General features: G+C 65.9%; 27 protein-coding genes and 1 pseudogene. 15 read left to right on the top strand and 13 right to left on the bottom strand.

What is annotated here, in order from left to right; translation table 11 throughout:
* The first annotated feature begins 2 nt into the window (after positions 1-2).
* On the top strand, positions 3-467 hold the full coding sequence (locus ACFB49_RS16155; protein WP_380872283.1) for an EF-hand domain-containing protein: 465 nt from the start codon (positions 3-5) through the stop codon (positions 465-467).
* On the opposite strand, the gene trmFO is transcribed toward ACFB49_RS16155, so the two are convergent.
* A complete protein-coding gene (gene trmFO / locus ACFB49_RS16150) occupies positions 464-1,786 on the bottom strand; it encodes a methylenetetrahydrofolate--tRNA-(uracil(54)-C(5))-methyltransferase (FADH(2)-oxidizing) TrmFO (RefSeq protein WP_380872282.1) in 1,323 nt (440 codons plus the stop codon). The two genes, ACFB49_RS16155 and trmFO, sit on opposite strands and share 4 nt — an antisense overlap.
* A 51-nt stretch (positions 1,787-1,837) precedes the next feature.
* On the opposite strand from trmFO, the gene ACFB49_RS16145 reads away from it, so the two are divergent.
* The 4 genes from ACFB49_RS16145 to ACFB49_RS16130 all read left to right on the top strand — a co-directional run bounded on the left by ACFB49_RS16145 (position 1,838) and on the right by ACFB49_RS16130 (position 3,759).
* The gene (locus ACFB49_RS16145) at positions 1,838-2,227 is read left to right on the top strand and encodes a VOC family protein (RefSeq protein ID WP_380872281.1); all 390 of its coding nucleotides are present in this window, start codon (positions 1,838-1,840) and stop codon (positions 2,225-2,227) included.
* A complete protein-coding gene (locus ACFB49_RS16140; RefSeq protein WP_380872280.1) occupies positions 2,209-2,847 on the top strand; it encodes a DUF2306 domain-containing protein in 639 nt (212 codons plus the stop codon). The genes ACFB49_RS16145 and ACFB49_RS16140 overlap by 19 nt, the downstream gene beginning before the upstream one ends.
* Positions 2,847-3,281: a DUF488 family protein gene (locus ACFB49_RS16135; protein WP_380872279.1), complete on the top strand. Its 435-nt coding sequence runs from the start codon at positions 2,847-2,849 to the stop codon at positions 3,279-3,281. The genes ACFB49_RS16140 and ACFB49_RS16135 overlap by 1 nt, the downstream gene beginning before the upstream one ends.
* Before the next feature lie 175 nt (positions 3,282-3,456).
* A complete protein-coding gene (locus ACFB49_RS16130) occupies positions 3,457-3,759 on the top strand; it encodes a zf-TFIIB domain-containing protein (RefSeq protein WP_380872278.1) in 303 nt (100 codons plus the stop codon).
* Between the two features lie 106 nt (positions 3,760-3,865).
* On the opposite strand, the gene ACFB49_RS16125 is transcribed toward ACFB49_RS16130, so the two are convergent.
* Positions 3,866-5,488, bottom strand: coding sequence for an amidohydrolase family protein (locus ACFB49_RS16125; protein ID WP_380872277.1), 1,623 nt, complete (start codon positions 5,486-5,488; stop codon positions 3,866-3,868).
* A gap of 91 nt (positions 5,489-5,579) precedes the next feature.
* Between ACFB49_RS16125 and ACFB49_RS16120 the strand changes: the two genes are divergently transcribed.
* From ACFB49_RS16120 to ACFB49_RS16110, 3 genes are all read left to right on the top strand, one after another.
* Positions 5,580-5,882: a hypothetical protein gene (locus tag ACFB49_RS16120; protein WP_380872276.1), complete on the top strand. Its 303-nt coding sequence runs from the start codon at positions 5,580-5,582 to the stop codon at positions 5,880-5,882.
* A gap of 7 nt (positions 5,883-5,889) precedes the next feature.
* Positions 5,890-6,555, top strand: a complete 666-nt coding sequence (locus ACFB49_RS16115) for a response regulator transcription factor (protein WP_380872275.1) — start codon at positions 5,890-5,892, stop codon at positions 6,553-6,555.
* A gap of 285 nt (positions 6,556-6,840) precedes the next feature.
* Positions 6,841-8,151 carry an ATP-binding protein gene (locus tag ACFB49_RS16110; RefSeq protein ID WP_380880000.1) on the top strand — a complete coding sequence of 437 codons (1,311 nt, stop codon included), beginning with the start codon at positions 6,841-6,843 and terminating at the stop codon, positions 8,149-8,151.
* 2 nt (positions 8,152-8,153) lie between these two features.
* On the opposite strand, the gene ACFB49_RS16105 is transcribed toward ACFB49_RS16110, so the two are convergent.
* Together ACFB49_RS16105 and ACFB49_RS16100 are read right to left on the bottom strand one after the other, a co-directional pair.
* On the bottom strand, positions 8,154-8,384 hold the full coding sequence (locus ACFB49_RS16105; protein WP_380872274.1) for a hypothetical protein: 231 nt from the start codon (positions 8,382-8,384) through the stop codon (positions 8,154-8,156).
* A gap of 84 nt (positions 8,385-8,468) precedes the next feature.
* Entirely contained in the window at positions 8,469-8,591 is a 123-nt protein-coding gene (locus ACFB49_RS16100) for a hypothetical protein (protein WP_380872273.1), read from the bottom strand.
* 209 nt (positions 8,592-8,800) lie between these two features.
* On the opposite strand from ACFB49_RS16100, the gene ACFB49_RS16095 reads away from it, so the two are divergent.
* Complete coding sequence (locus ACFB49_RS16095; RefSeq protein WP_380872272.1) at positions 8,801-10,204, top strand: aldehyde dehydrogenase family protein; 1,404 nt, start codon at positions 8,801-8,803, stop codon at positions 10,202-10,204.
* 222 nt (positions 10,205-10,426) lie between these two features.
* Here the strand turns inward: ACFB49_RS16095 and ACFB49_RS16090 are convergent, their stop codons facing one another.
* From ACFB49_RS16090 to ACFB49_RS16075, 4 genes and pseudogenes are all read right to left on the bottom strand, one after another.
* A complete protein-coding gene (locus ACFB49_RS16090) occupies positions 10,427-10,948 on the bottom strand; it encodes a CarD family transcriptional regulator (RefSeq protein WP_380872271.1) in 522 nt (173 codons plus the stop codon).
* A gap of 328 nt (positions 10,949-11,276) precedes the next feature.
* A complete protein-coding gene (gene fdxA / locus ACFB49_RS16085) occupies positions 11,277-11,615 on the bottom strand; it encodes a ferredoxin FdxA (protein ID WP_380872270.1) in 339 nt (112 codons plus the stop codon).
* Positions 11,616-11,698: 83 nt separating this feature from the next.
* Positions 11,699-11,987: pseudogene (locus ACFB49_RS16080) on the bottom strand (RNA-binding S4 domain-containing protein).
* On the bottom strand, positions 11,980-14,523 hold the full coding sequence (locus tag ACFB49_RS16075; RefSeq protein ID WP_380872269.1) for a helicase-related protein: 2,544 nt from the start codon (positions 14,521-14,523) through the stop codon (positions 11,980-11,982). The pseudogene ACFB49_RS16080 and the gene ACFB49_RS16075 overlap by 8 nt, the downstream one beginning before the upstream one ends.
* Positions 14,524-14,743: 220 nt before the next feature.
* Between ACFB49_RS16075 and ACFB49_RS16070 the strand changes: the two genes are divergently transcribed.
* Positions 14,744-16,300 carry a M23 family metallopeptidase gene (locus tag ACFB49_RS16070; protein WP_380872267.1) on the top strand — a complete coding sequence of 519 codons (1,557 nt, stop codon included), beginning with the start codon at positions 14,744-14,746 and terminating at the stop codon, positions 16,298-16,300.
* Here the strand turns inward: ACFB49_RS16070 and ACFB49_RS16065 are convergent, their stop codons facing one another.
* A complete protein-coding gene (locus ACFB49_RS16065; protein WP_380872266.1) occupies positions 16,301-16,705 on the bottom strand; it encodes a DUF1761 domain-containing protein in 405 nt (134 codons plus the stop codon).
* 156 nt (positions 16,706-16,861) lie between these two features.
* On the opposite strand from ACFB49_RS16065, the gene ftsE reads away from it, so the two are divergent.
* Genes ftsE through ACFB49_RS16045 form a run of 4 tightly spaced genes read left to right on the top strand, consistent with a single transcriptional unit; the run spans position 16,862 to position 19,672 of the window.
* Positions 16,862-17,569, top strand: coding sequence for a cell division ATP-binding protein FtsE (ftsE, locus tag ACFB49_RS16060; RefSeq protein ID WP_380872264.1), 708 nt, complete (start codon positions 16,862-16,864; stop codon positions 17,567-17,569).
* Positions 17,566-18,450, top strand: a complete 885-nt coding sequence (locus ACFB49_RS16055; RefSeq protein WP_380872263.1) for a cell division protein FtsX — start codon at positions 17,566-17,568, stop codon at positions 18,448-18,450. The genes ftsE and ACFB49_RS16055 overlap by 4 nt, the downstream gene beginning before the upstream one ends.
* On the top strand, positions 18,447-18,977 hold the full coding sequence (locus ACFB49_RS16050; protein WP_380872262.1) for a YdcF family protein: 531 nt from the start codon (positions 18,447-18,449) through the stop codon (positions 18,975-18,977). The genes ACFB49_RS16055 and ACFB49_RS16050 overlap by 4 nt, the downstream gene beginning before the upstream one ends.
* 5 nt (positions 18,978-18,982) lie before the next feature.
* Positions 18,983-19,672: a lysophospholipid acyltransferase family protein gene (locus ACFB49_RS16045; RefSeq protein ID WP_380872261.1), complete on the top strand. Its 690-nt coding sequence runs from the start codon at positions 18,983-18,985 to the stop codon at positions 19,670-19,672.
* A 164-nt stretch (positions 19,673-19,836) separates the two neighbouring features.
* On the opposite strand, the gene ACFB49_RS16040 is transcribed toward ACFB49_RS16045, so the two are convergent.
* The 4 genes from ACFB49_RS16040 to ACFB49_RS16025 form a co-directional block, all read right to left on the bottom strand.
* Positions 19,837-20,130 carry a GIY-YIG nuclease family protein gene (locus ACFB49_RS16040; RefSeq protein ID WP_380879998.1) on the bottom strand — a complete coding sequence of 98 codons (294 nt, stop codon included), beginning with the start codon at positions 20,128-20,130 and terminating at the stop codon, positions 19,837-19,839.
* A gap of 272 nt (positions 20,131-20,402) precedes the next feature.
* Positions 20,403-21,065, bottom strand: coding sequence for a PEPxxWA-CTERM sorting domain-containing protein (locus tag ACFB49_RS16035; protein ID WP_380872260.1), 663 nt, complete (start codon positions 21,063-21,065; stop codon positions 20,403-20,405).
* A 233-nt stretch (positions 21,066-21,298) separates the two neighbouring features.
* Positions 21,299-23,434, bottom strand: a complete 2,136-nt coding sequence (locus ACFB49_RS16030) for a sodium-translocating pyrophosphatase (protein ID WP_380872259.1) — start codon at positions 23,432-23,434, stop codon at positions 21,299-21,301.
* Between the two features lie 352 nt (positions 23,435-23,786).
* On the bottom strand, positions 23,787-24,530 hold the full coding sequence (locus ACFB49_RS16025; protein ID WP_380872258.1) for a TorF family putative porin: 744 nt from the start codon (positions 24,528-24,530) through the stop codon (positions 23,787-23,789).
* Positions 24,531-24,807: 277 nt separating this feature from the next.
* On the opposite strand from ACFB49_RS16025, the gene ACFB49_RS16020 reads away from it, so the two are divergent.
* Positions 24,808-25,581, top strand: coding sequence for a hypothetical protein (locus tag ACFB49_RS16020; protein WP_380872257.1), 774 nt, complete (start codon positions 24,808-24,810; stop codon positions 25,579-25,581).
* The last annotated feature ends 162 nt before the right edge of the window (positions 25,582-25,743 follow it).

Here is a 25,743-nt window from a genome sequence, read left to right as displayed (position 1 = left end):
TGATGGGGCGTTTCGTCGCAGGTGTGGTTTCGGCCTTGTTGCTGGCCGGCGCGGGGCTTTTCTGGTGGAGCGGGGGCCGCGCGGAGAATCCGATCCCGGCTGCACCTCTTCTCGGCGCTCCCGCCACCGCGCAGACCGCCGAGGCGCCGCCGCAAGCCAGCGAGAAGACGCGCGAGGAGCGTCGCTTCGCCCGCTACGACAAGGACAAGGATGGCGGTGTCGCCCGCGCCGAATATCTCGTCGCGCGGCAAAAGGCCTTCGCGAAGCTCGACACGAACGGCGACGGCCGCCTCTCGTTCGACGAATATGCCGTCAAGACCAGCGAGAAGTTCGCGAAGGCCGACGCCGATGGCTCGGGCGTGCTCGATGCGACCGAATTCACCACCACTCGCGTCGTCCGCAAGACGCCGGCCAAGCCCGATTGCCCGCCGACCGCGCCATCGCGCGACGAGGCGGACGAAGGCTAGGCCGCGGCCTCCAGCCAGCCCGCCAGCTTCTCACGCGCCCGCGCCGTGTAGAGCAGCTTGCGGTCGGCCTTCTTGGTCCGGCCGATCCCGGTCAGCGGCGGCATCAGCCCGAAATTGACGTTCATCGGCTGGAAGGTTTCGGCCTCCGCGCCGCCGGTGATATGGCCGAGCAGCGCGCCCAGTGCGGTTTCCACCGGTGGCGGCGGCATCGTCTTGCCCGCCAGTTCCGCCGCGGCGAAGCGCGACGCCAGCAGGCCCACCGCCGCGGACTCGATATAGCCCTCGCAGCCGGTGATCTGCCCGGCGAAGCGCACGTTAGGCGCACTCTTCAACCGCAATTCGCCGTCCAGCAGGCGCGGCGAATTGATGAAGGTGTTGCGGTGCAGGCCCCCGAGGCGCGCGAACTCCGCCTTTTCCAACCCCGGAATGGCGCGGAAGATGCGGACCTGTTCGGCATGTTTCAGCTTGGTTTGGAAACCGACGATGTTCCACAAGGTGCCGAGCGCATTGTCCTGCCGAAGCTGCACCACCGCATAGGGCCAGCGCCCGGTGCGCGGATCATCGAGCCCGACCGGTTTCATCGGGCCGAAGCGCAGCGTATCCCGTCCACGCTCCGCCATCACCTCGATCGGCATGCAGCCGTCGAAATAAGGCGTGTCGGCCTCCCACTCCTTGAACGCGGTCTTCTCGCCCGCCAGCAGCGCGTCGATGAAGGCGAGATACTCGTCCTTGTTCATCGGGCAGTTGATGTAATCCTTGCCGTCGCCCTTGTTCCAGCGCGACTGGAACCAGGCTACGTCCATGTCGATCGTGTCGCGATGGACGATCGGCGCGAGTGCGTCGAAGAAAGCGAGTTCCTTCTCACCTGTTTCCGCCAGGATCGATTGTGCCAGCGACGCCGCGGTCAGCGGGCCGGTGGCGATGATCGCCGGACCTCGCGGCAGCGCGTCCACCCGCTCGCGCACCAGTTCGATCCGCTCATGGCTCGCAACGGCCTGCGTGACCGCGCCCGAAAAGCCGTCGCGATCCACCGCCAGCGCCGATCCCGCCGGTACGCGATGCTTATCCGCGCAGGCCATGATCAGCGATCCCATCTGGCGCAGCTCGGCATGAAGCAGGCCGACGGCATTGCTGTCGGCATCGTCGGACCGGAAGCTGTTGGAACAGACCAGTTCGGCAAGGTCGTCGGTCTTGTGTGCTGGCGTGCCCTCTACGCCGCGCATTTCGGACAGGCGAACGCGGAAACCCGCTTCGGCGATTTGCCACGCGGCTTCGGAACCGGCGAGGCCGCCGCCGATGATATGGATGTCGTGAGTCATGGCGAAGTGCGATAGAAGCATCCGCCCAAGGATGCGAGTGGGAGAAGGCTTATGCTCGATCATGTCGGTTTCTCGGTGTCCGACATCAAGCGTTCCCGCGCTTTCTATGAAGCAGCGCTGAAACCGCTCGGCATCACCATCCTGATGGAAGTGACGCCGGAGATGACCGAATCCGGCGGCACCGCGCTCGGCTTCGGCAAGAACGGCAAGCCCTTCTTCTGGGTCGGCGATAATGAGCAAGTGGGGCAGGGCACCCACATCGCCTTCGCGGTCGATGATCGCGCCACGGTCGATGCCTTCCACGCCGCGGCGCTGGCAGCCGGGGGCAAGGATCATGGCGCGCCGGGCCTGCGCCCGCATTACCACCCCGATTATTATGCGGCCTTCATCCTCGATCCGGACGGTCAGAATATCGAAGCGGTATGCCACAAGCCCGCCTGAGCCGCCGCGGCTGGGCGCTGTTCGCGCTCGCCGGCCTGCTCGCATTGGCTGTGTCCGCTTATGCGGCCCGCTATGTGATCGTCGGGCCCGATGCCTTCGCGCCCAATCTGCGCGACAGTTTCCTGAAGACCATGCCCGGCATCTATATCCATGCCGGCTTCGGCGCGGTCGCGCTGGCGACTGGCTTCATCCAGCTCAACCCCGCGATCCGCGCGCGGAGCTACAAGCTCCATCGCTGGTTGGGCCGCATCTATGCGACGGCGGCGCTGGCCGCCGGCACGGCCGGTCTTTTCCTCGCACCGTTCGCGGGCGCCGGACCGATCGCGCAGACCGGTTTCGGCCTGCTCGCGGTCGCGACGATCCTGACTACGGCGATCGGCTGGCTCCGCATCCGCGCCCGGCAGATCGAGGCGCACCGCCGCTGGATGGTCCGCAGCTATGCCCTGATCCTCGCCGCGGTCACGCTCAGGATCGAACTGCCCTTGCTGGTGATGACGTTCGGCGAATTCGATCCGGCCTATCGCATCGTCGCTTGGGCCTGCTGGGTGCCCAATCTGCTCGTCGCCGAATGGTGGCTGCGCCGCTCGCCAGCTCTCATTGCGGGGGAGGCACTGGCCTGATGCGCATCTTCACCATCGGCTATGAAGGCACGACGCAGCCCGATTTCATTGCCACGCTCAAGGCTGCCGGCGTCGAACAACTGATCGACGTTCGCGCGGTCCCGCTCTCGCGCAAACCCGGTTTCTCCAAGAATGTGCTCGCCGCGCGCCTCAAGGAAGCCGGCATTTCCTATGTCCATCTGAAGGCGCTCGGCACCCCGCCCGAAGGCCGCGAAGCCGCGCGCAAGGGGGACCATGCCGGCCTGGAGCGTGTCTATGCCGGCCAGCTTGAACTGCCCGAAGCGATGGTACAGGCCGCGCAGATGCTCGAAATGGCCGCGGAAAAGCCGAGCGCCTTGCTCTGCTTCGAACGCGATCCGCAGCAATGCCATCGCAGCCTGTTGCTGGCCGCAGTCGCGCCCGATGCCGAGGTCGTCGATCTCTTCACACAATAAGTTACGAAGCGATCGTTGAAATGCCGCGGGGCCGCGCGCATCTCGCCCATGCGGGCCGGGCCCCTCTGGCGGTTGCAGACAGGCAGCCGCGATGTCGGACCGCATCGAGTGCGCTCGATGCTGGTCGGTGATATCTTGGCGCCAGTGTCGGGTTAATGTCAGGAGACCCGTAGAGATGACCAATCCCGCTGCCGGAATGCCGTGTCCGGTCTGTCGCGTCCCGCTGGTGATGAGCGAGCGCCAGGGCGTCGAGATCGACTATTGCCCGCAATGCCGCGGCGTCTGGCTCGATCGGGGCGAGCTCGACAAGATCATCGAGCGCAGCGGCCAGGACGCCGCCCCCGCCCGCGCCGTGTCGCCGCCGCCCCAGCAGCAGCCGAGCCCGTGGGATATCGGCCACGGCCTCGGCGCCTCGCACACACCGGGCTATGGCTACAAGAAGCGCAAGAAGTCTTTTCTGGAGGAACTCTTCGACTGAGGCGCTGACGCTTCACCCAAACTCCCCGTCATGCTGAACTTGTTTCAGCATCCACCGTGGAACAGGCGTCGCCATCGCGCTTGGAAAGGTGGACCCTGAAACAAGTTCAGGGTGACGGCGCGGAGGCGGCTGCGGTCCGCTTCGCCTTCTCCGCTGCCACCATCGCGCGGACGTCGGCCAGCAACTTCGCCGCGTCGTAGACGATGCCGTCCTTCACAGTCCACTTCACGCCGCCGACGCGCTCCTGCTTGTCGGTGGCCGGGTTCAGCCGCAGATGGCCGGTGCCGTAGAGGGTCTTGAAATTGGCCAGCGGATTTTCCGGCACGATGACGAGGTCGGCGATCATGCCGCGGCGGACGAGGCCGAATTCGGGCTCCTTCCCCTTGGGCTCCATGATCGTCCGGGCGCCGTTGATCGTCGCGGCCTGCACCACCTCCAGCGGGGTGAAGCCTGCCTCCTGCAGCATCTCCAGCTCCTGGATATAAGCGAAGCCCCAGATCTGGTAGATGAAGCCGGGGTCCGATCCGGTCGTCACCCGTCCGCCCATATTTTTGTAGTCGTTCATCAACCGCATCCACGGCACATAGAAGCGCTTCCACGCCACCTCGCGCGCGGTGGTCCAGTCGAAGAAATAGCTGCCATGGTTCACGCGCGAGGACTGGAAATAGTCCGAGAGCTGCGGCAGCGCATATTCGGCCTGCCAGTCGGCATTGCGCGCGCGCATCAGATCGCGTGAGGCGGAATAGATGTTGAAGGTGGGGTCGAAGGTGACGCCGGCCTCCTTCTGTGCCTTCAGATAGTCGATCCATTCCGGGCTGCCCGGTTCGACGATATCGTTCCAGATCTCCGCCGCCTCGCCGAAGCGCGCCTGCTCGTCATCGAAATTATAGTCGGCGGGCAGGGGCTGGAGCCGGTTCTGCTTCAGCAGCGCTTCGAAATGGCCGTAAAAGTGCGTGACGGTGCCGAGCCCCGCCGCGCCTGCGTCGCGCGCGTTGAACTGGCCGACGCCGGGCTGCGATAGATGGGCGACGGTGCCCATCCCATGCTTCTTCGCCTCGTCGATCGCGGCGCGGATGATCGCCGGGGTCTCGTCGCCGCGGTTGAAGAATTTGATGCCGTCGACGCTGGCACCCGCCGCCCAGCGCACCCAGGTCCGCGCTTTTTCGGGCGTGTCGACGCGGCCCTGTGTCCACCCATCGCCCAGAGTCAGATAGGCGAAGAGATGCGGCGCGACGATGCGGTTCTCCGCGCTCAGCCGCTTGTCGTCGAGCGAGCGGTTGGGCGTGCCCCAATAGAGCGACACCCCGCGCACCGTCGTCACGCCATGGGCCAGCCACAGCTTATAGCCATAGCTGGGATTGGGCGCCTTTTCGGGATCGCCATTATGGCCGTGCATGTCGACGAAGCCGGGCAGCACATACATGCCGGTCGCGTCGATCTCCTGGTCGAAATCGCGCGGGCTCCGGTTGGGCTGCATCTTCAGCCCCGGCGTGCCGGCCGAAAGGATGTCGGTGATGCGATTGCCCTCAATGACGATGTCGACCGGCCCGCGCGGTGGGGCACCCGATCCCTCGATCATGGTCGCGCCACGGATCACCAGCTTGCGGAACGGGCCCATGCCTTCGTTCGGCCCGCGGGTCGGCACCGGTTCCATCGCGTGCTGCGTCATGGCGGCCGAAGCCATTCCGATCAGCGCCGCCAGCGCCAGCGCCTTCAGGCCTTTTCCCATCGCCTTTGCGATCCCTGTTAGATGAACGCCCGCCCCCACGGATATTCATCACCTATTCAACGCGCCAAGCCTATGCCACAAGCCCATGCCGATGAAGACCTTAGTTCTGCCCTGCGTCGCAGGTGCCCTTGCCATCACCTCGCTGGCCGCGCCGGCCGAGGCTGGCCGCCGCGATCAGGACGCCGCCTTCGAGGCCGTGCGTGAAAAGCGCAGCCTGCCTTTGCCGATGCTCGAAAGCCGCGTGCTCCCGCAGATCAGGGGCGACTATCTCGGCCGGCCCGAATATGATCCGGGAGCCAATATGTATCGCATGAAGTTCATGCGGAATGGTTCCGTGATATGGATCGATGTGGACGGACGCACCGGGCAGATCCTCCGCCGTTCGGGAGAATGACTGAAATATGCGCGTACTGATTGTCGAGGACGAGCCGAATCTCGGCCGTCAGCTCCGCGCCACGCTCGAAGGGGCAGGCTATGCGATCGATCTCGCCACCGATGGCGAGGACGGTCATTTCCTGGGAATGACGGAGAATTACGACGCGATCGTCCTCGATCTGGGCCTGCCCAAGCTCGACGGGCTGACCGTGCTCGATCGCTGGCGCAAGGATGGCAAGGAAATGCCCGTCCTCGTCCTCACCGCGCGCGATAGCTGGTCGGACAAGGTGGCCGGGCTTGATGCCGGCGCCGACGATTATCTCGCCAAGCCCTTCCAGACCGAGGAACTGATCGCCCGGCTGCGCGCGCTGATCCGCCGCGCCTCGGGCAATGCCTCGTCGGAACTGATCGCGGGCGATGTTCGCCTCGACACCCGCTCGGGCAAGGTCACGCTCGCCGGCGAACCGGTGAAGATGACCGCGCAGGAATATAAGCTCTTGAGCTACCTGATGCATCATAAGGGCAAGGTGGTCAGCCGCACCGAACTGATCGAGCATATCTACGATCAGGATTTCGATCGCGATTCGAACACGATCGAGGTTTTCGTCACGCGCATCCGCAAGAAGCTCGGCCAGGATGTCATCACCACCATCCGCGGGCTCGGCTACAGCCTTGAGGATCCGGACGCCTGATCGTCCGGATGGGCGTGGAGCAGCCACCTATTCTTCACCGTCATTCCCGCGAAGGCGGGAATCCATATTCTCTGACGTCGCGGCTCCATCGCGAACGCGGAGTTAATGGATTTCCGCCTTCGCGGGAATGACGGCTATGGTTTGTTCGTGAACGATCAGCCTCCACCCGCTTCCACACCAGAAGCAGCGGCGCGGGCGCGCCTGCCGGCTTTCCTCCGGCTGCTCCGCGCGCGGCTGAGGCCGACGCCGGCCACGGAGCGATCGACCGGTTCGCTGACGCGCCGGATGATCGGCATCTCCGCGCTGTGGATCTTCCTGCTGCTGGTGGGTGGCGGCATCGCGCTCGATCGCGTGCTGACGTCGGCGATCACCCGCAATTTCGACGCGCAGCTCGAATATGTGCAGACGGCGATGATCGCCTCGTCGGAAATCGGCCCCGATGGGGAGGTCCGCTTCAACCGGCCGCTCGCCGACCAGCGCTTCCTGGAACCCTATTCGGGCCTCTATTACCAGATCAGCGGCCGCGGCTACGAAACCTTCCGATCGCGCTCACTATGGGATCGCGCGCTGACGGTGAAGGCACAGCACAGCGACGACGACATCCATATCTATGACAGTCGCGAATTTGCCGATGAGCCGCTGCGTATCCTCGAACGCGACATCCGCTTGCCGGGATCGACCGTCCGCTGGCATTTCCAGGTGGCACAGGGGCGCACCGCACTCGACGAACAGATCGCCACGCTGCGCAAGACGCTGGTCCGCGCCTTCGCCTTGCTGGGGCTCGGTCTGATCGTCGCCTCGGCGCTGCAGACCGCTTATGGCCTCTGGCCGCTCCGCAAGATCCGCCGCGGCATCAGCCAGGTGCGCACCGGCCAGATCGCGCGCATCGACGACGCGCTGCCGAACGAGATCGCGCCGATGGTCGAGGAACTGAACGCGCTGCTCGCCCATAATGAAAAGCAGGCGGAGGAGGCGCGCCGCCACGCCGGCAACCTCGCCCATGCGCTCAAGACGCCGCTCACCGTCATTATGAACGAGGCGACGGCCAACAGCCCCGATCTCCAGGCCGCGATCATCCGCGAGGCGACGACGATGCGCCGCCAGGTCGATCACCACCTTGCCCGCGCCCGCGCGGTCGGCCGCCGCGGTTCGGCGCAGAGCCGGTCGGAAGTCTGGCCCGCCTTGAAGGCCGTCGAACGCGCGGTCTCGCGCCTCCATCGTCACGTCACCGTCGATCTGGCCGGGGTCAAGGACGCCGCGGTCCGCGTCGAGCATCAGGATCTGGAGGAGATGGTCGGCAATCTCATCGAGAATGCCGCCAAATACGGCCAGGGCCGCGTGTTCGTGGAGGTGCAGCGTGACGGCGACGATTTCGTCGACATCCTCGTCGAGGATGACGGCCCCGGCATTCCCGAAACCGAACGCCGCAATCTGTTCGTCCGCGGCGCCCGACTGGACACGGGCAAGCCGGGCACCGGTCTCGGTCTCGCGATCGTCCGCGATGTCGTCGAAATCTATGGCGGGACGATCAGCCTCGAAGAGAGCGAGGATCTGGGCGGACTGCTCGTCCGCCTGCACCTGCCCGCGGCGATCTGACCTTATGAGCGGCGCGAACTGGCCATCACGAATCGCGGTTCCCGCGTCACGGCACCGGTGATGATCTGGGATTTCATCTTTTTGCGAAGCGCGAGCGCCCCTTCGCTGGTCTGGCAGACGACGCGGGTTCCCGACGGGATCAGCGCCTCGATCGTCGTCGTCGCTATGTTGAGCGACTGGCAGGCGGCGGTGACTTCAGCCTTGGTGGACGTCAGGTTCATTGCGCGGGACATGGGATTCTCCTCCGCCCGTCGGCGGTGATCGCGGAATTGCGACATAAAGGCCGGGCGGCCATCGCGGCGCGCCCTGGGGTTACGCTATTTCCGGAACACCGCCAGAACGGGTTCCTTCGTCGAAGGATTGGATGCGTTGCCTTTGGGCGCGCCTTCCTTTTTCGGCTTGCGCGCTTCCTTGGTCTTTTTTTGCTGGCCCTTGGCCATGTCCTTGCTCCTCGTCGGCGTTCGAGCCTGGCGGCCAACGCTCTGATCCGGAAGTGGAGCAGCTTTGCCGTCATAGGCCGATGCGCCATGGATAGCCAGCGCGACGGGCAAAGCCTTCGTCCCGTCCAAACGGACTAGGACCGGGCCTTCCGCATCGCATAGCCTCCGCGCCGACGACCGGCCCAGCCGGCAAGCAGAGGATGAGGAAGATGGCCGAACACCAGATGTTGATCGATGGCGCGCTTTCGGACGGATCGGAAGCGCTCGACGTCGTGAACCCCGCCACCGGTGCCCCTTTCACCAGCGTCGCGCGCGCGTCGGAAGCCGATATGCTGCGCGCGATCGCCGCGGCGAAGCAGGCGCAGCCGGCATGGGCGGCCACTCCGATCGCGGACCGTCAGGCAGCCCTCGTCCGCCTTGCCGACGCCATAGATGCCAACGCCGCCGATCTCGCCCGCAACCTCGTGATGGAACAGGGCAAGCCGCTCGAACAGGCGCAGGCCGAAACCGCTTATGCCGCCATCTTCCTGCGCTATTTCGCCCAGCAGTCGCTGGAACCGGAAACCGTGCAGGATGACGAGGCCTTCTTCATCCAGTCGCACTTCCGTCCGCTCGGCGTGGTCGCCGGCATAACGCCGTGGAATTTCCCGCTGCTGATCGGCTGCTACAAGCTCGCCCCCGCCGTCTTGCTCGGCAACAGCTTCATCTGGAAGGCGGCGCCGACCACGCCCGTCACCGCGCTGATGATCGCCAAGCTCGCCAAGGACGTGTTCCCCGCCGGCGTCGTCAACGTCCTCGTCGACAAGAATGATCTGGGCGCCGTCCTCACCGCGCATCCCGATGTCGCCAAGATCAGCTTCACCGGCTCCACGCCGACGGGCCGCAAGGTGATGGAGGCGGCGGCCTCGTCGCTGAAGCGCCTGACGCTCGAACTCGGCGGCAACGACGCCGGCATCGTCCTGCCCAATGCGGACATCGCCAAGACGGCGCAGCGCGCGGTGGGCAGCGCCTTCAACAATGCCGGCCAGGTCTGCATCGCCTTGAAGCGGCTCTACGTCCACCGCTCCATCTATGAAGAGATGTGCGACGCGCTGGTGAGCGAAGTTGCCCAGCTCGCGCTCGGCGACGGGCTGGAACAGGGCACCCGTGTCGGCCCGCTCCAGAACGCGCAGCAGTTCGAAAAGGCCAAGACCTATCTCGCCGCCGCCCATGCCGACGGCAAGGTGATCGCGGGCGGCAATGTCCGCGAAGGCGGCGGCTATTTCATCGAACCCACCTTGGTCCGCGACATCGCCGAAGGCTCGCGCTTGGTCGATGAAGAACAGTTCGCGCCGATCCTGCCGGTCATCGCCTATGACGATCCCGCCGACGTCATCGCCCGCGCCAACAACTCCGAATATGGTCTGGGCGGTTCTGTGTGGTCCGAAGATGTGGATGAGGCGCTGGGCGTCGCGGCGCAGATCGAAAGCGGCACGGTGTGGATCAACCACCACACCCATTTCGGCCCGCACATCCCGTTCGGCGGCGCCAAGCAGTCGGGCCTCGGCGTTGAATTCGGCAAGGAAGGCCTCACCGAATTCGCGCAGCGCAGCGTCGTCAGCGTGATGCGGTAACCGTTAATCTCCCCTCCCTGAAAGGGAGGGGATTAAGGGGTGGGTGGCGAGCGGAGCGAGCTTCTTCCGGTCGACGCGGAGAGCTTCGCCAACGGGCATCGAGCCCGTCGGCTGCGCGACCCACCCCCGACCCCTCCCTTCCAGGGAGGGGGGAGTGCTGAAACAAAAAAGGGCGGCCCCGCAGGACCGCCCTCTTTGATCTATCCGATCCGAAAAGGCCGATCAGGCCTTGTTGTGGATCGCCGCCGCTGCGCGGAGGATGTCCAGGATCTTGTCCTGCGCCGCCGGCTCGTCGGTCTGTTCCATCGCTGCGAGTTCGCGGGCGAGGCGGCTGGTGGCCGCTTCGAAGATCTGGCGCTCCGAATAGCTCTGCTCGGGCTGGTCGTCGGCGCGGAACAGGTCGCGGACCACTTCGGCGATCGACACCAGGTCGCCCGAATTGATCTTCGCTTCATATTCCTGAGCGCGGCGCGACCACATGGTGCGCTTCACCTTGGGCTTGCCCTTCAGCGTCTGCATCGCTTCCTGCAGCGTCACGTTGGAGGAAAGCTTGCGCATGCCAACGGCCTCGGCCTTGTTGGTCGGCACGCGGAGCGTCATGCGCTCCTTTTCGAAACGGAGAACGTAAAGCTCCAGCTTGGCGCCAGCAATTTCCTGGCTCTGCAGCTCGACCACGCGGCCAACGCCATGCTTGGGATACACCACATAATCGCCGACAACGAAGCTCAGCGCCTTGGCAGCCATCAATTTCGACCTTTCCTTTGGAATTGCCATCATGCCCAGCACGGGTTAGCCCCCCGGTTACGGGTGACTTTCCGGCAGCAGCAAGCGACGGCGAATCTCTGCGTCCCGAATGGTATGCGTTTACACCACGCACTTAACGGCGCGGAGTGTAACAGATTCGCCAGAAAAAGGCCAGCGCTGCGGACAGCGGTGTCAGCAGTCCGTCGCATTCGCGTAACCGAACGGCAATAATGCCGGGAATACGCGGCGCTTAGAGCCTGACATGCTTAATGAAAAGCGCTTTTCCGCTTCCGCCGGGCGGCGCTTCGGCCGCCAAGGATCAAGCGTCTTAGTCGCCCTGGCCGGGCTCGGCCGAGAAATACTTCTCGAACTTGCCCTCTTGGCCCTTATGCTCGTCGGCGTCGGCCGGCTGCTCGCCCTTGCGGGTGATGTTGGGCCATTGCGCGGAGAAGGTGGAGTTCAGCTCCAGCCACTTCTCCAGGCCGCCTTCGGTGTCGGGCAGGATCGCTTCGGCCGGGCACTCGGGCTCGCAGACGCCGCAGTCGATGCACTCGTTCGGATTGATGACGAGCATATTCTCGCCTTCATAGAAGCAGTCGACCGGGCAAACTTCGACGCAGTCCATATACTTGCAGCGGATGCAGGCATCGGTAACGACGTAGGTCATGGTCGGTATCTCTCCTCGAACGCCGCCCTGCTATGGTGCGGAAACCGGCGCGTCAATATTCCGCGGACAACTGCGAGACGTTCTCAATCTTCGGCCACCGCCGATTCCGGCGACGGCGACAGATCAGTGTAACAGGATTGCGCTTCCGGTGCTGGTCCCCGCCGTTCGGGAATGGCCTCCACACGGATGACGCGAACCCGCCCGTTGAGCGGAAAAGTCAGCACATCGCCGATTCGCACCCCGCTGTGCGCGCGTTCGATAATTCGGCCGGCCAGCCGCATACGCCCGTCCGCGACGATCGCCTGGGCCGCGCTGCGCGTCTTGGCGAGGCGAATGAACCAGAAATTTGTCGATGCGGATCGTCTCACTCATGCGCGCGGATCGCGGCCAGCGCGGCGAAGGCATTGCCCGGCCGGGCGCGCTCCTCCCGTCGCGGCCGCTTGGCGCCCTTCCAGGTCCAGCGGGGGCGGGCATCGCCATCGGCCTCGGCGGGGCGGAAGCCGAGCGCCAGCATCAGTTGAGCAAAGCTCGGCGGCCGAAGCCCCAGCGAGGTCGCGAGCGACGGATCGGGGGCGAAGGCGGCGCGGCCATTGCCGCTCTCGCCCATCCGCCGGTCATGGGCGATGCGCGCCAGCCGTTCCGCAAGGTCGACGCGCAACATCTGCGCGCCCAGCGGTCGATATCCGGCGCGGGCGAAGGCGGCAAAGGCATCGCCGTCCGCCGGCGTCGCCAGCGCTGCCGCGCCGGGTGGGGGCAAAACGGGCATCACGCCATTGTCGAACGCGGTCGCCAGCGCCAGCCGCCAGCGCACCGGCTCGGGCTTCAGCAGCGCCGGGAAATAGACGTCGAGCGTGCCGAGCTTCAGCCCCGTCTTCGCTGCCGCCTGCCGCATCTCCCGGTCGATCGCGGCGATCGCGGGCTCCAGCGTCTGTCGCGCAGCGACCCCGCCGGCTTCGGCCAGCGGCGCATAAAGCCCGCGCAGCGCCGGCGGCACCGCCTTGTCGCGCGCCGCGGTGCCGATCTCGACCAGCGGTTTCAGCACCCGGTTCACCTCGAAGGCGATCCAGCGCGCCAGCCGGTCGGCCACGGCCTTGCGCTCGTCGGGCGAAAGCGCGTCGAGCGCCTTGTAGAGCGTGATCTTGGGGGTCAGCAGGTCGCGGCCCTTTTCCAGCCGCGCGACGATGTCGCCGCGCCAGAATATGGCCACCGGCCGCCCGGCATCGGTGTCGAGGCTGAACGCCGGGTCGCCATCCTCCACCAGCGCCTTCGCGCGCCTGGAAAGCTCACCGCCCAGCCGCCGTTCGGCGGCTGCCATCAGCCGCTTCATGTCATGATGGCGGGCGAGGTGATCGGCCTTGAAGCGGAAGCCTTCCAGCCGCCCGATCGTCTCGCCGTCGACCGCCACCGCGCCATCCTCGGCAACGGTGACGGGCAGCGCATCGACGCCCCGCGCGCCGAGATCGCGCATCAGCACCGCGGTCCGCCGGTCGACGAAGCGCTGCGTCAACCGCTGGTGGAGCGCGTCGGAGAGTTTCTCTTCCAGCACGCGCGTCCGCTCCGCCCATTTCAGCGGCTCGTCCAGCCAGTCGGCGCGGTGCGCGATATAGGCCCAGGTCCGCGCCGCCGCGATCCGGTCGGACAGGGTCTCCACATCGCCCTGCACGCTATCCAGCCGGGCAATCTCGTCGGCGAACCATTGCGCCGGGATATGGCCATTGCCCTCGCTCAAGTGGCGATAGATTCGCGCGACCAGCCGGCCATGCGGCTCCGCCCCGGTCTTGCGGAAATCGGGCAGGCCGCACGCCCCCCACAGCCGCTTCACCAGTCGCTCGCCGCGCGTCCGCTCGCGCACCCAGCCTTCGTCGGCCAGCCGTTTCAGCACCGCGAGGTCGATCGCCTGGGGTGCCATCCGCAGCACCGCCGATGTGGGGCGCTTCTCAAGCGATGCGATCAGCGCGTCCACGCTGGCGAAATCGGGCGCGCCCTCCCGCCAGTAAAGATATTCGAGCGGCGGGAAATGGTGCTGCTCGATCGCCTCGACTTCTTCTTCGTCGAAGCCGCCGCGCCCGCCTTCCACCGCCAGCGTGCCGAAGGTGCCGTCGCGCTGGTGGCGGCCGGCGCGCCCGGCGATCTGCGCCATTTCGGAAACCGTCAGCCGGCGCGATCTTTTGCCGTCGAACTTTTTGAGCGAGGCGAAGGCGACATGGGCGACATCCATGTTCAAGCCCATGCCGATCGCGTCGGTGGCGACCAGATAATCGACCTCACCCGCCTGGAACATCGCCACCTGGGCGTTGCGGGTGCGGGGGCTGAGCGCGCCCATCACCACCGCCGCGCCACCGCGCAGGCGGCGCAGCATCTCGGCGACGGCATAGACCTCTTCGGCCGAGAAGGCGACGATCGCGGATCGCGGCGGCAGGCGCGAAAGCTTGGCCGGTCCCGAATAGGTCAATGTCGAAAAGCGTGGCCGGTTGATGATCTCGGCATCGGGCACCAACTGGCGCAGCATCGGCCGCAGCGTTTCCGATCCCAGGATCATCGTCTCGTCGCGGCCGCGGGCGCGCAGCAGCCGATCGGTGAAGACATGGCCGCGCTCGGGATCGGCGCTGAGCTGCGCCTCGTCGATTGCGACGAAAGCGAACTCGCGGTCCAGCGGCATGGATTCGGCGGTGCAGCAGAACCAGCGCGCATGGTCCGGCAGGATCTTCTCCTCGCCGGTGATCAGCGCCACGCGCTCGCGCCCCTTGATCGCGACGATGCGTTCATAGACTTCGCGCGCCAGCAGGCGCAGCGGAAAGCCCATCATTCCTGATGAATGGCCGCACATTCGCTCGATCGCGAGGTGGGTCTTACCCGTATTGGTCGGACCCAGCACGGCGGCTACGGGCGAAGCGGCGAAGCGCGACATGACCCCAAGATTGTCCGCCCATGTGACAAACACAAGGGGGAGGGGAGGGTGCGGTGTCATCTTCTGCGCTTTATCGTGGTTCGCCCCCGCCCCGTCGCAGCGACTCCGCAGAAATCCGCGCTTTAATTTGACTTTAACCCCTTTTCGCAAGATTCCAGTTGCCGGTCGCGTCGCCTGATGGCGCGCGGCGGGGGTACGCAACAGGCGGGGACAATCAGCCTTGTATCAGCGCGGTGAAGCCGGATTCGGCCATGGGGGCGGTGCAGCAGCACTCGCGCTCGATGGCGGGTTGCGCCGCTCGTTCGGCGTCACGGCGCCGGTCCTGCCCGAACTCACCGGCTGGCGCGCTGCCGTCCACGATCTCGATCTCGTTGTCGATCTCGGCGCCCGCATCGGCAGCAAGGATTGGTTCCGGGGTGTCGCGACCTGCCTCGCGCTCTGCGCGCTGCCCATCGCTTTCTTCCCCGATTTTGGTCCGGTTGAAGGTGGCGCGCCTGCGCCGCTGGCCGAAGCGCAGTGGCAGGAAGCCCGCGCGCTGGCGATCGCGCCGATCGGCCTCGGCGCCGATACCGGCCGCCGCATGGCGCCCACCGACGCCGCCCAGCCGCTTACCGACACGCCCGAGCGTCCCTCGATCGATCTCGTCGCGACGATTGGCCAGGGCGACGGCTTCGCCCGCGTCCTCGAACGCGCTGGCGTGGCCAAAAGCGAGGCGCAGGATGTCGCCAAGATGGTCGCAGGCGTTGTCTCCTTGGGCGATCTCAAGCCCGGCACGCGCATGGATGTCACGCTCGGCCGCCGCGCCCGCAAATCGGATGCGCGCCCGCTCGACAATCTCCTGTTCCGCGCCCGCTTCGATCTCAAGCTCGGGGTCGAGCGGATTGACGGCCGCCTCGCGCTCAAGCGCATTCCGATCGCCGTCGATGATACGCCGCTCCGCATCCAGGGTGCGGTAGGCTCCAGCCTCTATCGCGCGGCCCGCGCCGCGGGTGCGCCGGCCAAGGCGGTTGAAGGCTATATCCGTGCGATCGGCAGCCGCATGTCGATCGGCCGCGACGTCCGCTCCGACGATCGCTTCGACATCATCGTCGAACATCGCCGCGCCGAAACCGGCGAGGTCGAAGTCGGCAAGCTGCTCTACGCCGGGCTCAATCAGGGCAAGCGCCAGACGCGGCTGATGCAGTGGACGGCCGGCGGCAGCACCCAATGGTATGAAGCCTCGGGCGTCGGCGAGAAGAAGGGCATGATGCGCATGCCCGTGGTCGGCCGGATGACATCGGGCTTCGGTATGCGCCGCCACCCGCTCCTCGGCTTCAACCGCTTTCACAAGGGCCTCGATTTCGGCGCGGCTTATGGCTCACCGATCCTGGCGGCGACCGAAGGCACCGTCGCCTTCGCCGGCCGTCATGGCGGCCACGGCAATTATGTGAAGCTCAACCATGGCGGCGGCATGCAGACCGCTTATGCGCATATGAGCCGCATCGTCGCCCGGCCCGGCCAGCATGTCGCCCAGGGCCAGGTAATCGGCTATGTCGGATCGACCGGCATGTCGACCGGCCCGCACCTCCATTACGAAGTCTACAAGAACGGCGTGGCGATCAACCCGAAGTCGATCAGCTTCACCACCACCTCGCAACTCGCCGGCGGCGATCTCGCCCGCTTCAAGGCAACGCTCGGCCGCCTGATGGCCGTCAAGCCCGGCGCCGCTGCAGCGCCAGCCCCGACGGAAAAGACCGCCGAGGCGAAGCCGACCACGAAGCCCGCGCCGAAGGGTTGATCAGCCCCCGAACGCCCCCAGCACCGCGCCCATCAGCGCATAGGTCACGATCCAATATCCGGCGTCGATCGCGAACAGCGCCAGCTTCCGCTGCGCGAACAGATAGTTCACGCCATAGGCTGGCACGATGAAGCCGATCGCGACGCCCAAGGCGATCAGGATCGATTGGCAGAGGCCGATATCGCCGTGCAGGCGATAGATCTGCGCCAGCACGAAGGCGGAAACCAGGTTGAGCAGGAAGGACAGGCCAAAGATCGTCGGCGCATGGCCCTTCTGCGCCGTCTCCTCGGTCTGGCCATTAGCGCGCAGCCAAGGCTTCAGGAACAGCGGCCCATACCATAGCCCGCCGACCAGAAAGGCCGAAAGCGCCGCCGCCACGACGGCAATCCAGTTGATGCTCCACATGGATCTTCCTCCCCCTCTTATCCCCTTCGTCCATGCTGCCATGGTCCGTGGCGGCACGTCCATATGTCACCGCCGCCTTTACCTTGGCCGCCCCCCCGTGCCATGGAACTTCACGGGGGTAAGTCCACGTAAAACAGGGGAGCAGACGGGGCGCGCATGGGCGGGATCGTCCAGTTCGATAATGTCGGTCTGCGCTATGGCACGGGCGCGGAAACGCTGTCCGATGTCAGCTTCACGCTTGCGCCCGGTTCCTTCTATTTCCTCACCGGCCCGTCCGGCGCGGGCAAGACGTCGCTGTTGAAGCTGCTCTACCTCGCCCAGCGGCCCAGCCGTGGCCTGATCCAGCTGTTCGGTGAGGATATCGTGACGATGCCGCGCAGCCGGATGCCGGGCTTCCGCCGGCGGATCGGCGTCGTCTTCCAGGATTTCCGGCTCGTCCCCTATCTTTCCGCCTACGACAATGTCGCGCTGCCGCTGCGCGTCGCCGGCGTCAGCGAAAAGGAACTGGACGGGCCGGTGCGCGAGATGCTGGCCTGGGTCGGCCTCGCCAACCGCTCGTCGGCGCGCCCCGCCACGCTGTCGGGTGGCGAGCAGCAGCGCGTCGCCATCGCCCGTGCCGTCATCGGCCGGCCCGAACTGCTGATCGCCGACGAGCCGACCGGCAATGTCGATCCCGAAATGGCGGGCCGGCTGATCCATCTGTTCGATGCGCTCAACAAGCTCGGCACGACGATCATCGTCGCTACCCACGACATCCATCTGATTGGCCGCATCGGCCATGCCCAGATGATGCGGCTCGATCGCGGCCGGCTCGCCGATCCCACCGGCGCATTGCTCCACCCACCGACACGGCCCGGCGCATGAGAACGCCCCGCTTCGCTTTCGCCGAGAGCCGGCTCTTGCCCGACACGCGGATTGCCGGGCCGATGCCGTGGGTGATCGCGATCATGATGTTCCTGATGGTGCTCGTAGCCGGCGGCGGCTTGGCGCTGGCGCAGGCGGCGCGGACGATGGGGGGCGATCTCGCCAACCGCGCCACCGTCCAGATCGTCGAGGCCAATGGCGATTTCCGCGAAGCGCAGGCCAAGGCGGCGGCCGCCATGCTGGCGCGCGATCCCGGCGTCTCGTCCGTCCGCCGCGTCAGCGATGCGGAAATGGCGACCTTGCTCGAACCCTGGCTCGGCGGCGATGCGCTGAAAGGCGATCTGCCGGTGCCGGTGCTGATCGATGTCGAGCTGCGCCCCGGCAACCAGGCCGCTCGGCTTGCGCCGCAGCTTTCCCGCGTCGCGCCGGCCGCGCGGATCGACGATCATGCCCAGGCACTCGCACCGCTGACCAAGCTCCTCGCCGCGCTCAAATGGCTCGCGGCTGCGCTCGTGCTGCTGATGGCGGCCGCCACCGCCGCCGTCGTCGTCCTAACCGCGCGCAGCGCGCTCAACACGCATCGCCAGACGATTGACGTGATGCACCTGCTGGGTGCGACCGACGTGCAGATCGCCCGGCTGTTCCAGCGGCGAATCGCGGTGGATGCGCTGGCCGGCGGATTGCTCGGCCTTGCCGGGGCGGTCGCGGTGCTCGTCGTGCTCGGCAAGCGGTTGGCCGCATTGGGCTCCGAACTGGTCGGCTCTGTCGCGCTCGCGCCATGGAGCTGGGCGCTGCTCGGCGCGCTGCCCCTGGCCGGCATGGCGCTGGCGATGCTCGCCGCGCGCTGGACGGTGGTTTCGGCCCTGAGAAGAATTCTATGATCACCCGCATCCTTGCCGCCGGCATCCTGCTCTGGATGATCGGCTTCGCCTGGTTCGCAATGACCTTGCCCGGCCCGGCGGATGAGAGCCCGACCGACGCGATCGTCGTCCTCACCGGAGGCCCCGGCCGTGTCCAGCGCGGCCTCGGCCTGCTCGAAAGGGGCAAGGCCAAGCGGCTGCTCGTCTCGGGCGCCGATCGTCGCGTCCGCCCGCGGGAACTGGCGGCTGCCAACAATGCCCCCGAAAAGCTCGTCGATTGCTGCGTCGATCTCGGCAACGAAGCGGTCGATACCCGCTCCAATGCCGAGGAAACGGCGCTATGGGTGACGCAGCATCATTATCGTTCGGTGCGGCTCGTCACGACCGACTGGCATATGCGCCGCGCCCGTTTCGAACTGTCGCGCGTGCTGGGCGACGATGTCCGGCTGGTCGCCGATGCCGTGCCCAGCGAGCCGGGGCTGGGATCGCTGTTCGAGGAATATCACAAATATCTGCTGCGCCGCGTCGCCGCGCCGCTCGGGGTCTGAGGGTGATGGATCTGCTCCGCTCGCTGCTGTTCGCTTCGATCTTCTATCCCGGCACGGTGGTCGCCGTGTTGTGGGCCTTCCCCGTCGCCCTGGTTCGCGGCCCGCGCGCCCTGCGCAGTCACGCCGTCGGCTGGGCGCGCTTTCACGGCTGGTGCGCGCGCAACCTGCTTGGCATCCGCACGAAGGTGGAAGGCGTGATGCCCACCGGCACCGTGCTGTTCGCCGCCAAGCACCAGTCGATGTACGAGACGCTGGAACTGCTCCGCCTGCTCAATGAGCCGGCCGTGGTGCTCAAGCGCGAGCTGGCGGACATGCCCGGCTGGGGGCGCGTGGCGCGGATGTATGGCGTCATCCCTGTCGATCGCGAAGGCTCGTCCTCTGCCTTGCGCACCATGCTCAAGGCGGGCCGCGCGGCAATCAACGAACAACGCCCGATCCTGATCTTTCCGGAAGGTACGCGCGTTCCGCCCGGCGAACAGCCGCCGCTCCGCGCGGGCTTCGCCGGGCTCTACAAATCGCTCAACCTGCCGGTGGTGGCGATCGCGCTCGATAGCGGCCGGCTCTATCCGCGCCGCCGCTTCGTCCGCCATGCCGGCACCATCACCTTCCGCTTCTCGGAAATCCTGCCCGCCGGCCTGCCGCGCCCCGAGATCGAGGCGCTGGTCCACGAACGGATCAACCTGCTCGATCGGTGAACATGCGGAGCGGCCTCGACCGCGAGGTTGGTGAAGTGCGACGCCGTCGCAGGGCACGATGACTGGCAGGTTTCAGGCAGCCATCCGGCAACGCTGAACGACGGAAAGGTCGGGGGAGGGGATATCCGCTCTTCGTCACCCCGGACTTGTTCCGGGGTCCACCGTCACGCGGGCGACGCGGCCAGAGGTTCCAACCCGAACGCTACAGCCAGATCATTCCATGAGGGATTGTCCCGTTCGATCAGGTTCCGTTTCCAGTCCCGCCGCCAGCGCTTGATCTGCTTCTCGCGCAGGATCGCAGCCTCCATCGTGCCTGCCGCCTCCCAATAGACCAGGCATTTGATGCCATATCGCTTGGTGAAGCCGTCAAACATGCCTTCACGATGCTGGGCGACACGGCGAAGGAGATCGGAGGTTACGCCGACATACAGCGTTCTGTTAAAGGCGCTGGCGAGAATCTAGACGCAAGGCTGTCGCTCGATCATCGACATCAATGAGTGCCGCACGGTGGACCCCGGAACAAGTCCGGGGTGACGAGGGGAGTTCGTATCGTCACGACCTCCGCTATGCCGTCGACTCCTGACAGTCCGGTTTTGGACGGGAACCTTTATTTCCGGACGTCGGGTCATCCCCGCGCCGGGCAGCTAAGCCCGCAACCCCGTCCATCAATTAAAGAAAACCCCGCCCGGATCGCTCCGGGCGGGGTCTTTGCTTCCGCGAAGATCGCGTGTCAGGCGGTCGCCAGCGTCTCACGGCGGCGGGTGCGCATCGCGCCGCCGACCATGCCGAAGCCGGTGATCATCATCGCCCAGGTGGCGGGTTCCGGCACCGGCGCGATGTCGAGCGAGACGTTATCGAGCAGCGCGCCGATATTGTCCGAACCTGGCGTGCCCGGATCGGCGCGGATGAACAGCTTGAACGAACCGTCGAAACCGAAGCTCGTGCTGGTGAAGACGTTGCTGAACGGATCGGACGCTTCCAGGATCAGCGGATCGCTTTCCGCCAGCACGCCGTCCGGATCGGTGAACAGGAAGCCGATCACCACGCCGTCGGGGCCGGTGCGCTGGCTGCCGCCCAGATCCAGCGTCAGCGTGAACTTCTCGTAGGACTTGATGTCGAAGATGCCCTTCGTGATCAGCACGCCCGGATCGCCGGTCGAACCGTCAAGGTCGACGCACGAGCCGGAGCCGCCTGCGCAGGTCAGGCCGAACTGGTTCGGCGTGTTGAGCAGATCGACGGTGCCGTCGATGACGTCCCAGTTCGCGAAGCCGTTATAGTTCAGAACGGTCGCGCCGCCGGCTTCACCTTCGAAATTGTCTTCGAAAACGATCGCGGCACTCGCAGGCGCAGCAAAGGCGGTGGCTGCCGCAAGGGCAAGCAAAAACTTACGCATAAATTCTATCCCTCATTGGATGCCGCCCGAGAACGCCGACGGCTTGCAACAACCCGCGTCGGATAGTGAACGGGCCATCAACCATTCGGACCTGCCACGATAGTCGCGGCAAGATCAAGCGTCGGAAGATGATGAATCCGCACCTTTTTCGATCCCAAAACGGGACTGGCGTCACAGACAAAAGAAAACCCCGCCCGGATTTCTCCGGGCGGGGTGCGAGTATTTGACCTGGATCAGCCGGCGTGGGCGAGGGCCGCGAGCAGCAACAGCGCCACGATGTTGGTGATCTTGATCATCGGATTGACCGCCGGGCCGGCCGTATCCTTGTAGGGATCGCCCACCGTATCGCCGGTCACCGCGGCCTTGTGGGCATCGCTGCCCTTGCCGCCATGATTGCCGTCCTCGATATATTTCTTGGCATTGTCCCAGGCGCCGCCGCCCGACGTCATCGAAATGGCGACGAACAGGCCGGACACGATCACGCCCAGCAGCAATGCGCCCAGGGCCGCAAAGCCGTTGGCCTGGCCCGCAACCGCGGTGATCGCGTAATAGACCACGATCGGCGCCAGAACCGGCAGCAGCGACGGGATGATCATCTCCTTGATCGCCGCCTTGGTGACGAGATCGACGGTGCGGGCATAGTTCGGCCGGCTGGTGCCTGCCATGATCCCCGGATTGTCGCGGAACTGCGTGCGGACTTCCTCCACCACCGCACCCGCGGCGCGGCCCACGGCGGTCATGCCGAAAGCGCCGAAGATGTAGGGCAGAAGCGCGCCGAGCAGCAGGCCGACGATCACATAAGGATTGCTCAGCGAGAAATTGACGCTGAGTTCGGGGAAGAAGATGCCAAGGTCGGTGGTGTAGGCGCCGAACAGCACGAGGGCTGCCAGGCCCGCCGATCCGATCGCATAGCCCTTGGTCACCGCCTTGGTGGTGTTGCCCACCGCGTCGAGTGCGTCGGTCTTGACGCGGACGCTGTCGTCCAGGCCCGCCATCTCGGCGATGCCGCCGGCATTGTCCGTCACCGGGCCATAAGCGTCGAGCGCCACGACCATACCGGCCAGCGCCAGCATCGCGGTCGCCGCAAAGGCCAGGCCGACGATGCCGGCAACCTGATAGGCGAACACCGCCGCCACCACGATTACCAGCGTCGGCAGCGCCGTCGCCTCCAGGCTGATCGCCAGGCCCTGGATCACGTTGGTGCCATGCCCCGTCTCCGAAGCCTTGGCGATCGAGCGGACCGGGCGGTAGTTGGTGCCCGTATAATATTCGGTGATCCACACGATCACGCCGGTGACGACCAGGCCGGCGATCATGCACCAGAACAGGTCCATGCCGTTGAAGGTGATCGGGTTACCGGCGAAATCGGTGATGGAGAAGGTCGCCCCCAGGCCGCCGAAGCTGCCCAGCGCCCAGTCGGTCACGAACCAGAAGGCCGGAACCGCCAGGATCGCCGATGTCAGGAAGCCCTTGTAGAGCGCGCCCATGATCGACTGGCTCTTGCCCAGGCGGACCATATAGGTGCCGATGATCGAGGTGATGATGCACACCCCGCCGATCGCCAGCGGCAGCGCCATCAGTGCGCTGATTTCGGCAAGCGGAGCAGTGATGAGAAGGGCGATCGAAACCATCGTCACGCCCAGCGTCACGACATAGGTTTCGAACAGGTCGGCCGCCATGCCCGCGCAGTCGCCGACATTGTCGCCTACGTTGTCGGCAATCACGGCCGGGTTGCGGGGGTCATCCTCGGGGATGCCCGCTTCCACTTTGCCGACAAGGTCCGCGCCGACGTCGGCCGCCTTGGTGAAGATGCCGCCGCCGAGACGCGCGAAGATCGAGATCAGCGACGCGCCGAAGGCCAGCGCCACCAGCGCATCGACCACCACGCGCTTCTGTTCGGGAATGTCGAGCGACATGCCGCCCGGCCCGGTGAGATACCAGTAGAAGATCGCGATCGCGAGCAGGCCGAGGCCCGCCACCAGCATGCCCGTGACGGCGCCGGCGCGGAAGGCGATGGTGAGGCCCCCTTGCAGGCTGCCACGCGCGGCCTCCGCGGTGCGGACATTGGCGCGCACCGAGATGTTCATGCCGATATAGCCGGTGATGCCCGAAAGCAGCGCGCCGATCACGAAGCCGATCGCCGAAACATGGCCGAGAAAATAGGCGACCAGCCCTGCCACGATCACGCCGACGATGGCGATCGTGCGATACTGCCGGCCGAGATAGGCCTGCGCGCCTTCCTGAATGGCGGCGGCGATGTCCTGCATCTTCTCGTTGCCCGCGGACGCCGCGAGCACCTGTCGACTGGTAAGCAAACCGTACAATATGGCGATGACGCCACAGGCAATTGCCAGATAGACGATAGGCATCCGATCTCCTTCCCCTGTTGGGGCGTGAAGATACGACCGGCGTTCTCTTGCGTCCGTGCCGCCCCTTCCCGCTGGCGGGGGAGAATAGGGGCCGTTGCGGGTTTGGCAATCCCGGCCGGGACGGGCCTAAATTGCTAAATGCACAAGCGTTTCGCTGGGAGGACTTGCAGTTGCGGAAAGCGATGCCGCCATCGCCGCGCAAAGCATCCCGCAGACGAGCCCGGCCAGCGCGATGCCGGCGCGGCGGATCAGGGGCATGGAGGAGCGGCTCTGCATGCGCTAACCTTGCGCGCATTTGGTGAACCAAAGGTAAATCGCGGGGCCGCGCGGTTCGACGCGGCCCCGCTGCGGATCAGAAGGCTGCGCCCACCGAGAAGACGACGCCCGCCTTCGAGATGTTGCGGCCGCTCGGCGAATAGAGCGACTTGTCGGTGTCGACATAGCTCAGGCCGAACGTCACCGGGCCGGTGGTGTAGGTCGCGCCCAGGCTCCAGTCGGTATATTCGTCGCCGATCGTGAGGTAGCTCGGGCCGAAGCTGTGGCCGAGATGCGCCGACAGGCCGAAGCCGGAATCGCCGATGCCGCCCGACAGGTCGAGCGCGGTGTAGAGATTGTCCTCCTTGCCGTTGCCGATGCTGAGCGCATTCGCCTTGGGCGCATAAGCGGCCGAGACCTTGGCGGTCGCCGGGCCGAACGTGCCCTTCACCGAGGCATAAGGCTCGAAGAAGTCGGTGTTCGCGCCGCCCGATCCCGGATAGTAATAATAGAGCACGCCGACATCGATCGTCGCGGCGCCGACCGTGGTCGAATAGCCGGCAATCAGATCGAGTTCCTGGTCGCCGCCGGCGGCGACATAATCGTCGATCGAGGAACCCCAGACCGAGGCATAGAGGCCCGATTCATGCGTCACGGTAATGCCGCCCTGCAGCGCGAAACGCTTGTCGGTCTGCGAAATGCCGCGGAAGCGATAGTCGCTCACCACCGTGGCATTGCCCGAAACGGTGATGGGCTTGGCGGGCTCCTCTTGCGCCAGGGCCGGTGTGGCCATGCAAGCGGCGAACAACGTGGCCGAAAGGCCGATAATGGACGTACGCATAATATCCCCCAATGAGGTTGTTGCGATCGTCCTCCTGCGGTCCTTACGCCCGGCCTCTCTCCTTGCGGGGGGCTGGTTCGTAACGACCGCCGTCACCCTTATCCCTCGTGCTGCGACGCACAAGTGAGTCCGGCGACTCCCTGCAACTATGTGAAGTTTTGTTGCTGCATTGCAACAGTATGTAAATGGCGTGACGAATTGGCCATTTCGCTGCGTCCGCAACGGGCTGTCGACGGCCCGTTGCGGGCGGTTCGCCGGCGCTGTAGTCACCGCGCGAATGCTCCGGACCTCTTTCCTGTTTCTGCCGGATCAGCGCGGCGTGCCGCTGTGGCGCCGCGCGGCGACCTTGCTCGTCGTCCTTTTGCTGCATGCGCTCTTGATGCTGCTGCTGCTACGGCTCGCCCCGCCGCCGCCCACGTCGCGCTCCTCGCCTTCTGGGCCGATCAGCGTCAGCCTGCTGCCCGACAAGCAGGCGACGCCCGAAAAGAAAGCGAGCAAGGCCGCCAAGCGCCCCCGCACCGCAGCGAAGCAGGCCACGAAATCGCCCGTCACCGCCAAGCCCGCGCCGGTGGCGCCGCCGTCGAGCGTCTGGTCGCAAGTGGTGCCGCTCACCAGCGACGATTATGCCAAGTCGGACATCGGCAAGATGCGCTCGCAACAGCAGGATCAAGGGCAGGATACCGAGGTCGCGTCCGCAACCGGCGCCGGCTCGGGCGGGTCGTCCAAGGGCGGCGGCGGCATCGGCGAACAGCTTTTCGATGCCGACTGGTATCGCAAGCCCACTCATGCGGAGCTTTCCGCTTATATGCCGTCCAACGGCAGGAGGGTCGGCTGGGGCATGATAGCCTGCCGCACGATCCCGGATAACCGCGTCGATGATTGCCGCGAGATCGGCCAATATCCCGAAGGCTCGGGCCTTGCCGGCGCGGTACGCCAGGCCGCCTGGCAGTTCCGCGTGCGCCCGCCCCGCATCGGCGGCCGCGCGCTGATCGGCGCCTGGGTACGCATCCGCATCGAATATACCGAACGTGGCGATACCAGCGTGAATTGAGCGACACGCTTCAACAGGGTGCGGCTTCTGCCACTGCGCCCGCTTCCACGGGCCAATCGGCCCGCCGCGGAAAGGCCTCGCCCAGGCAAATCCTGGGAAAATGCCAGGGTAAATCCGGATACCTCACCCACCCGCCAGACGCCTAAATCGGCGCGCGACGGG

The organism is Sphingomonas sp. DBB INV C78, assembly GCF_042693015.1.
In the GTDB taxonomy this organism is placed as follows: Bacteria; Pseudomonadota; Alphaproteobacteria; order Sphingomonadales; family Sphingomonadaceae; genus Sphingomonas_E.
The sequence above is the reverse complement of the archived record's forward strand: the minus strand, read 5'-3'. Positions and strand labels throughout refer to the sequence as shown.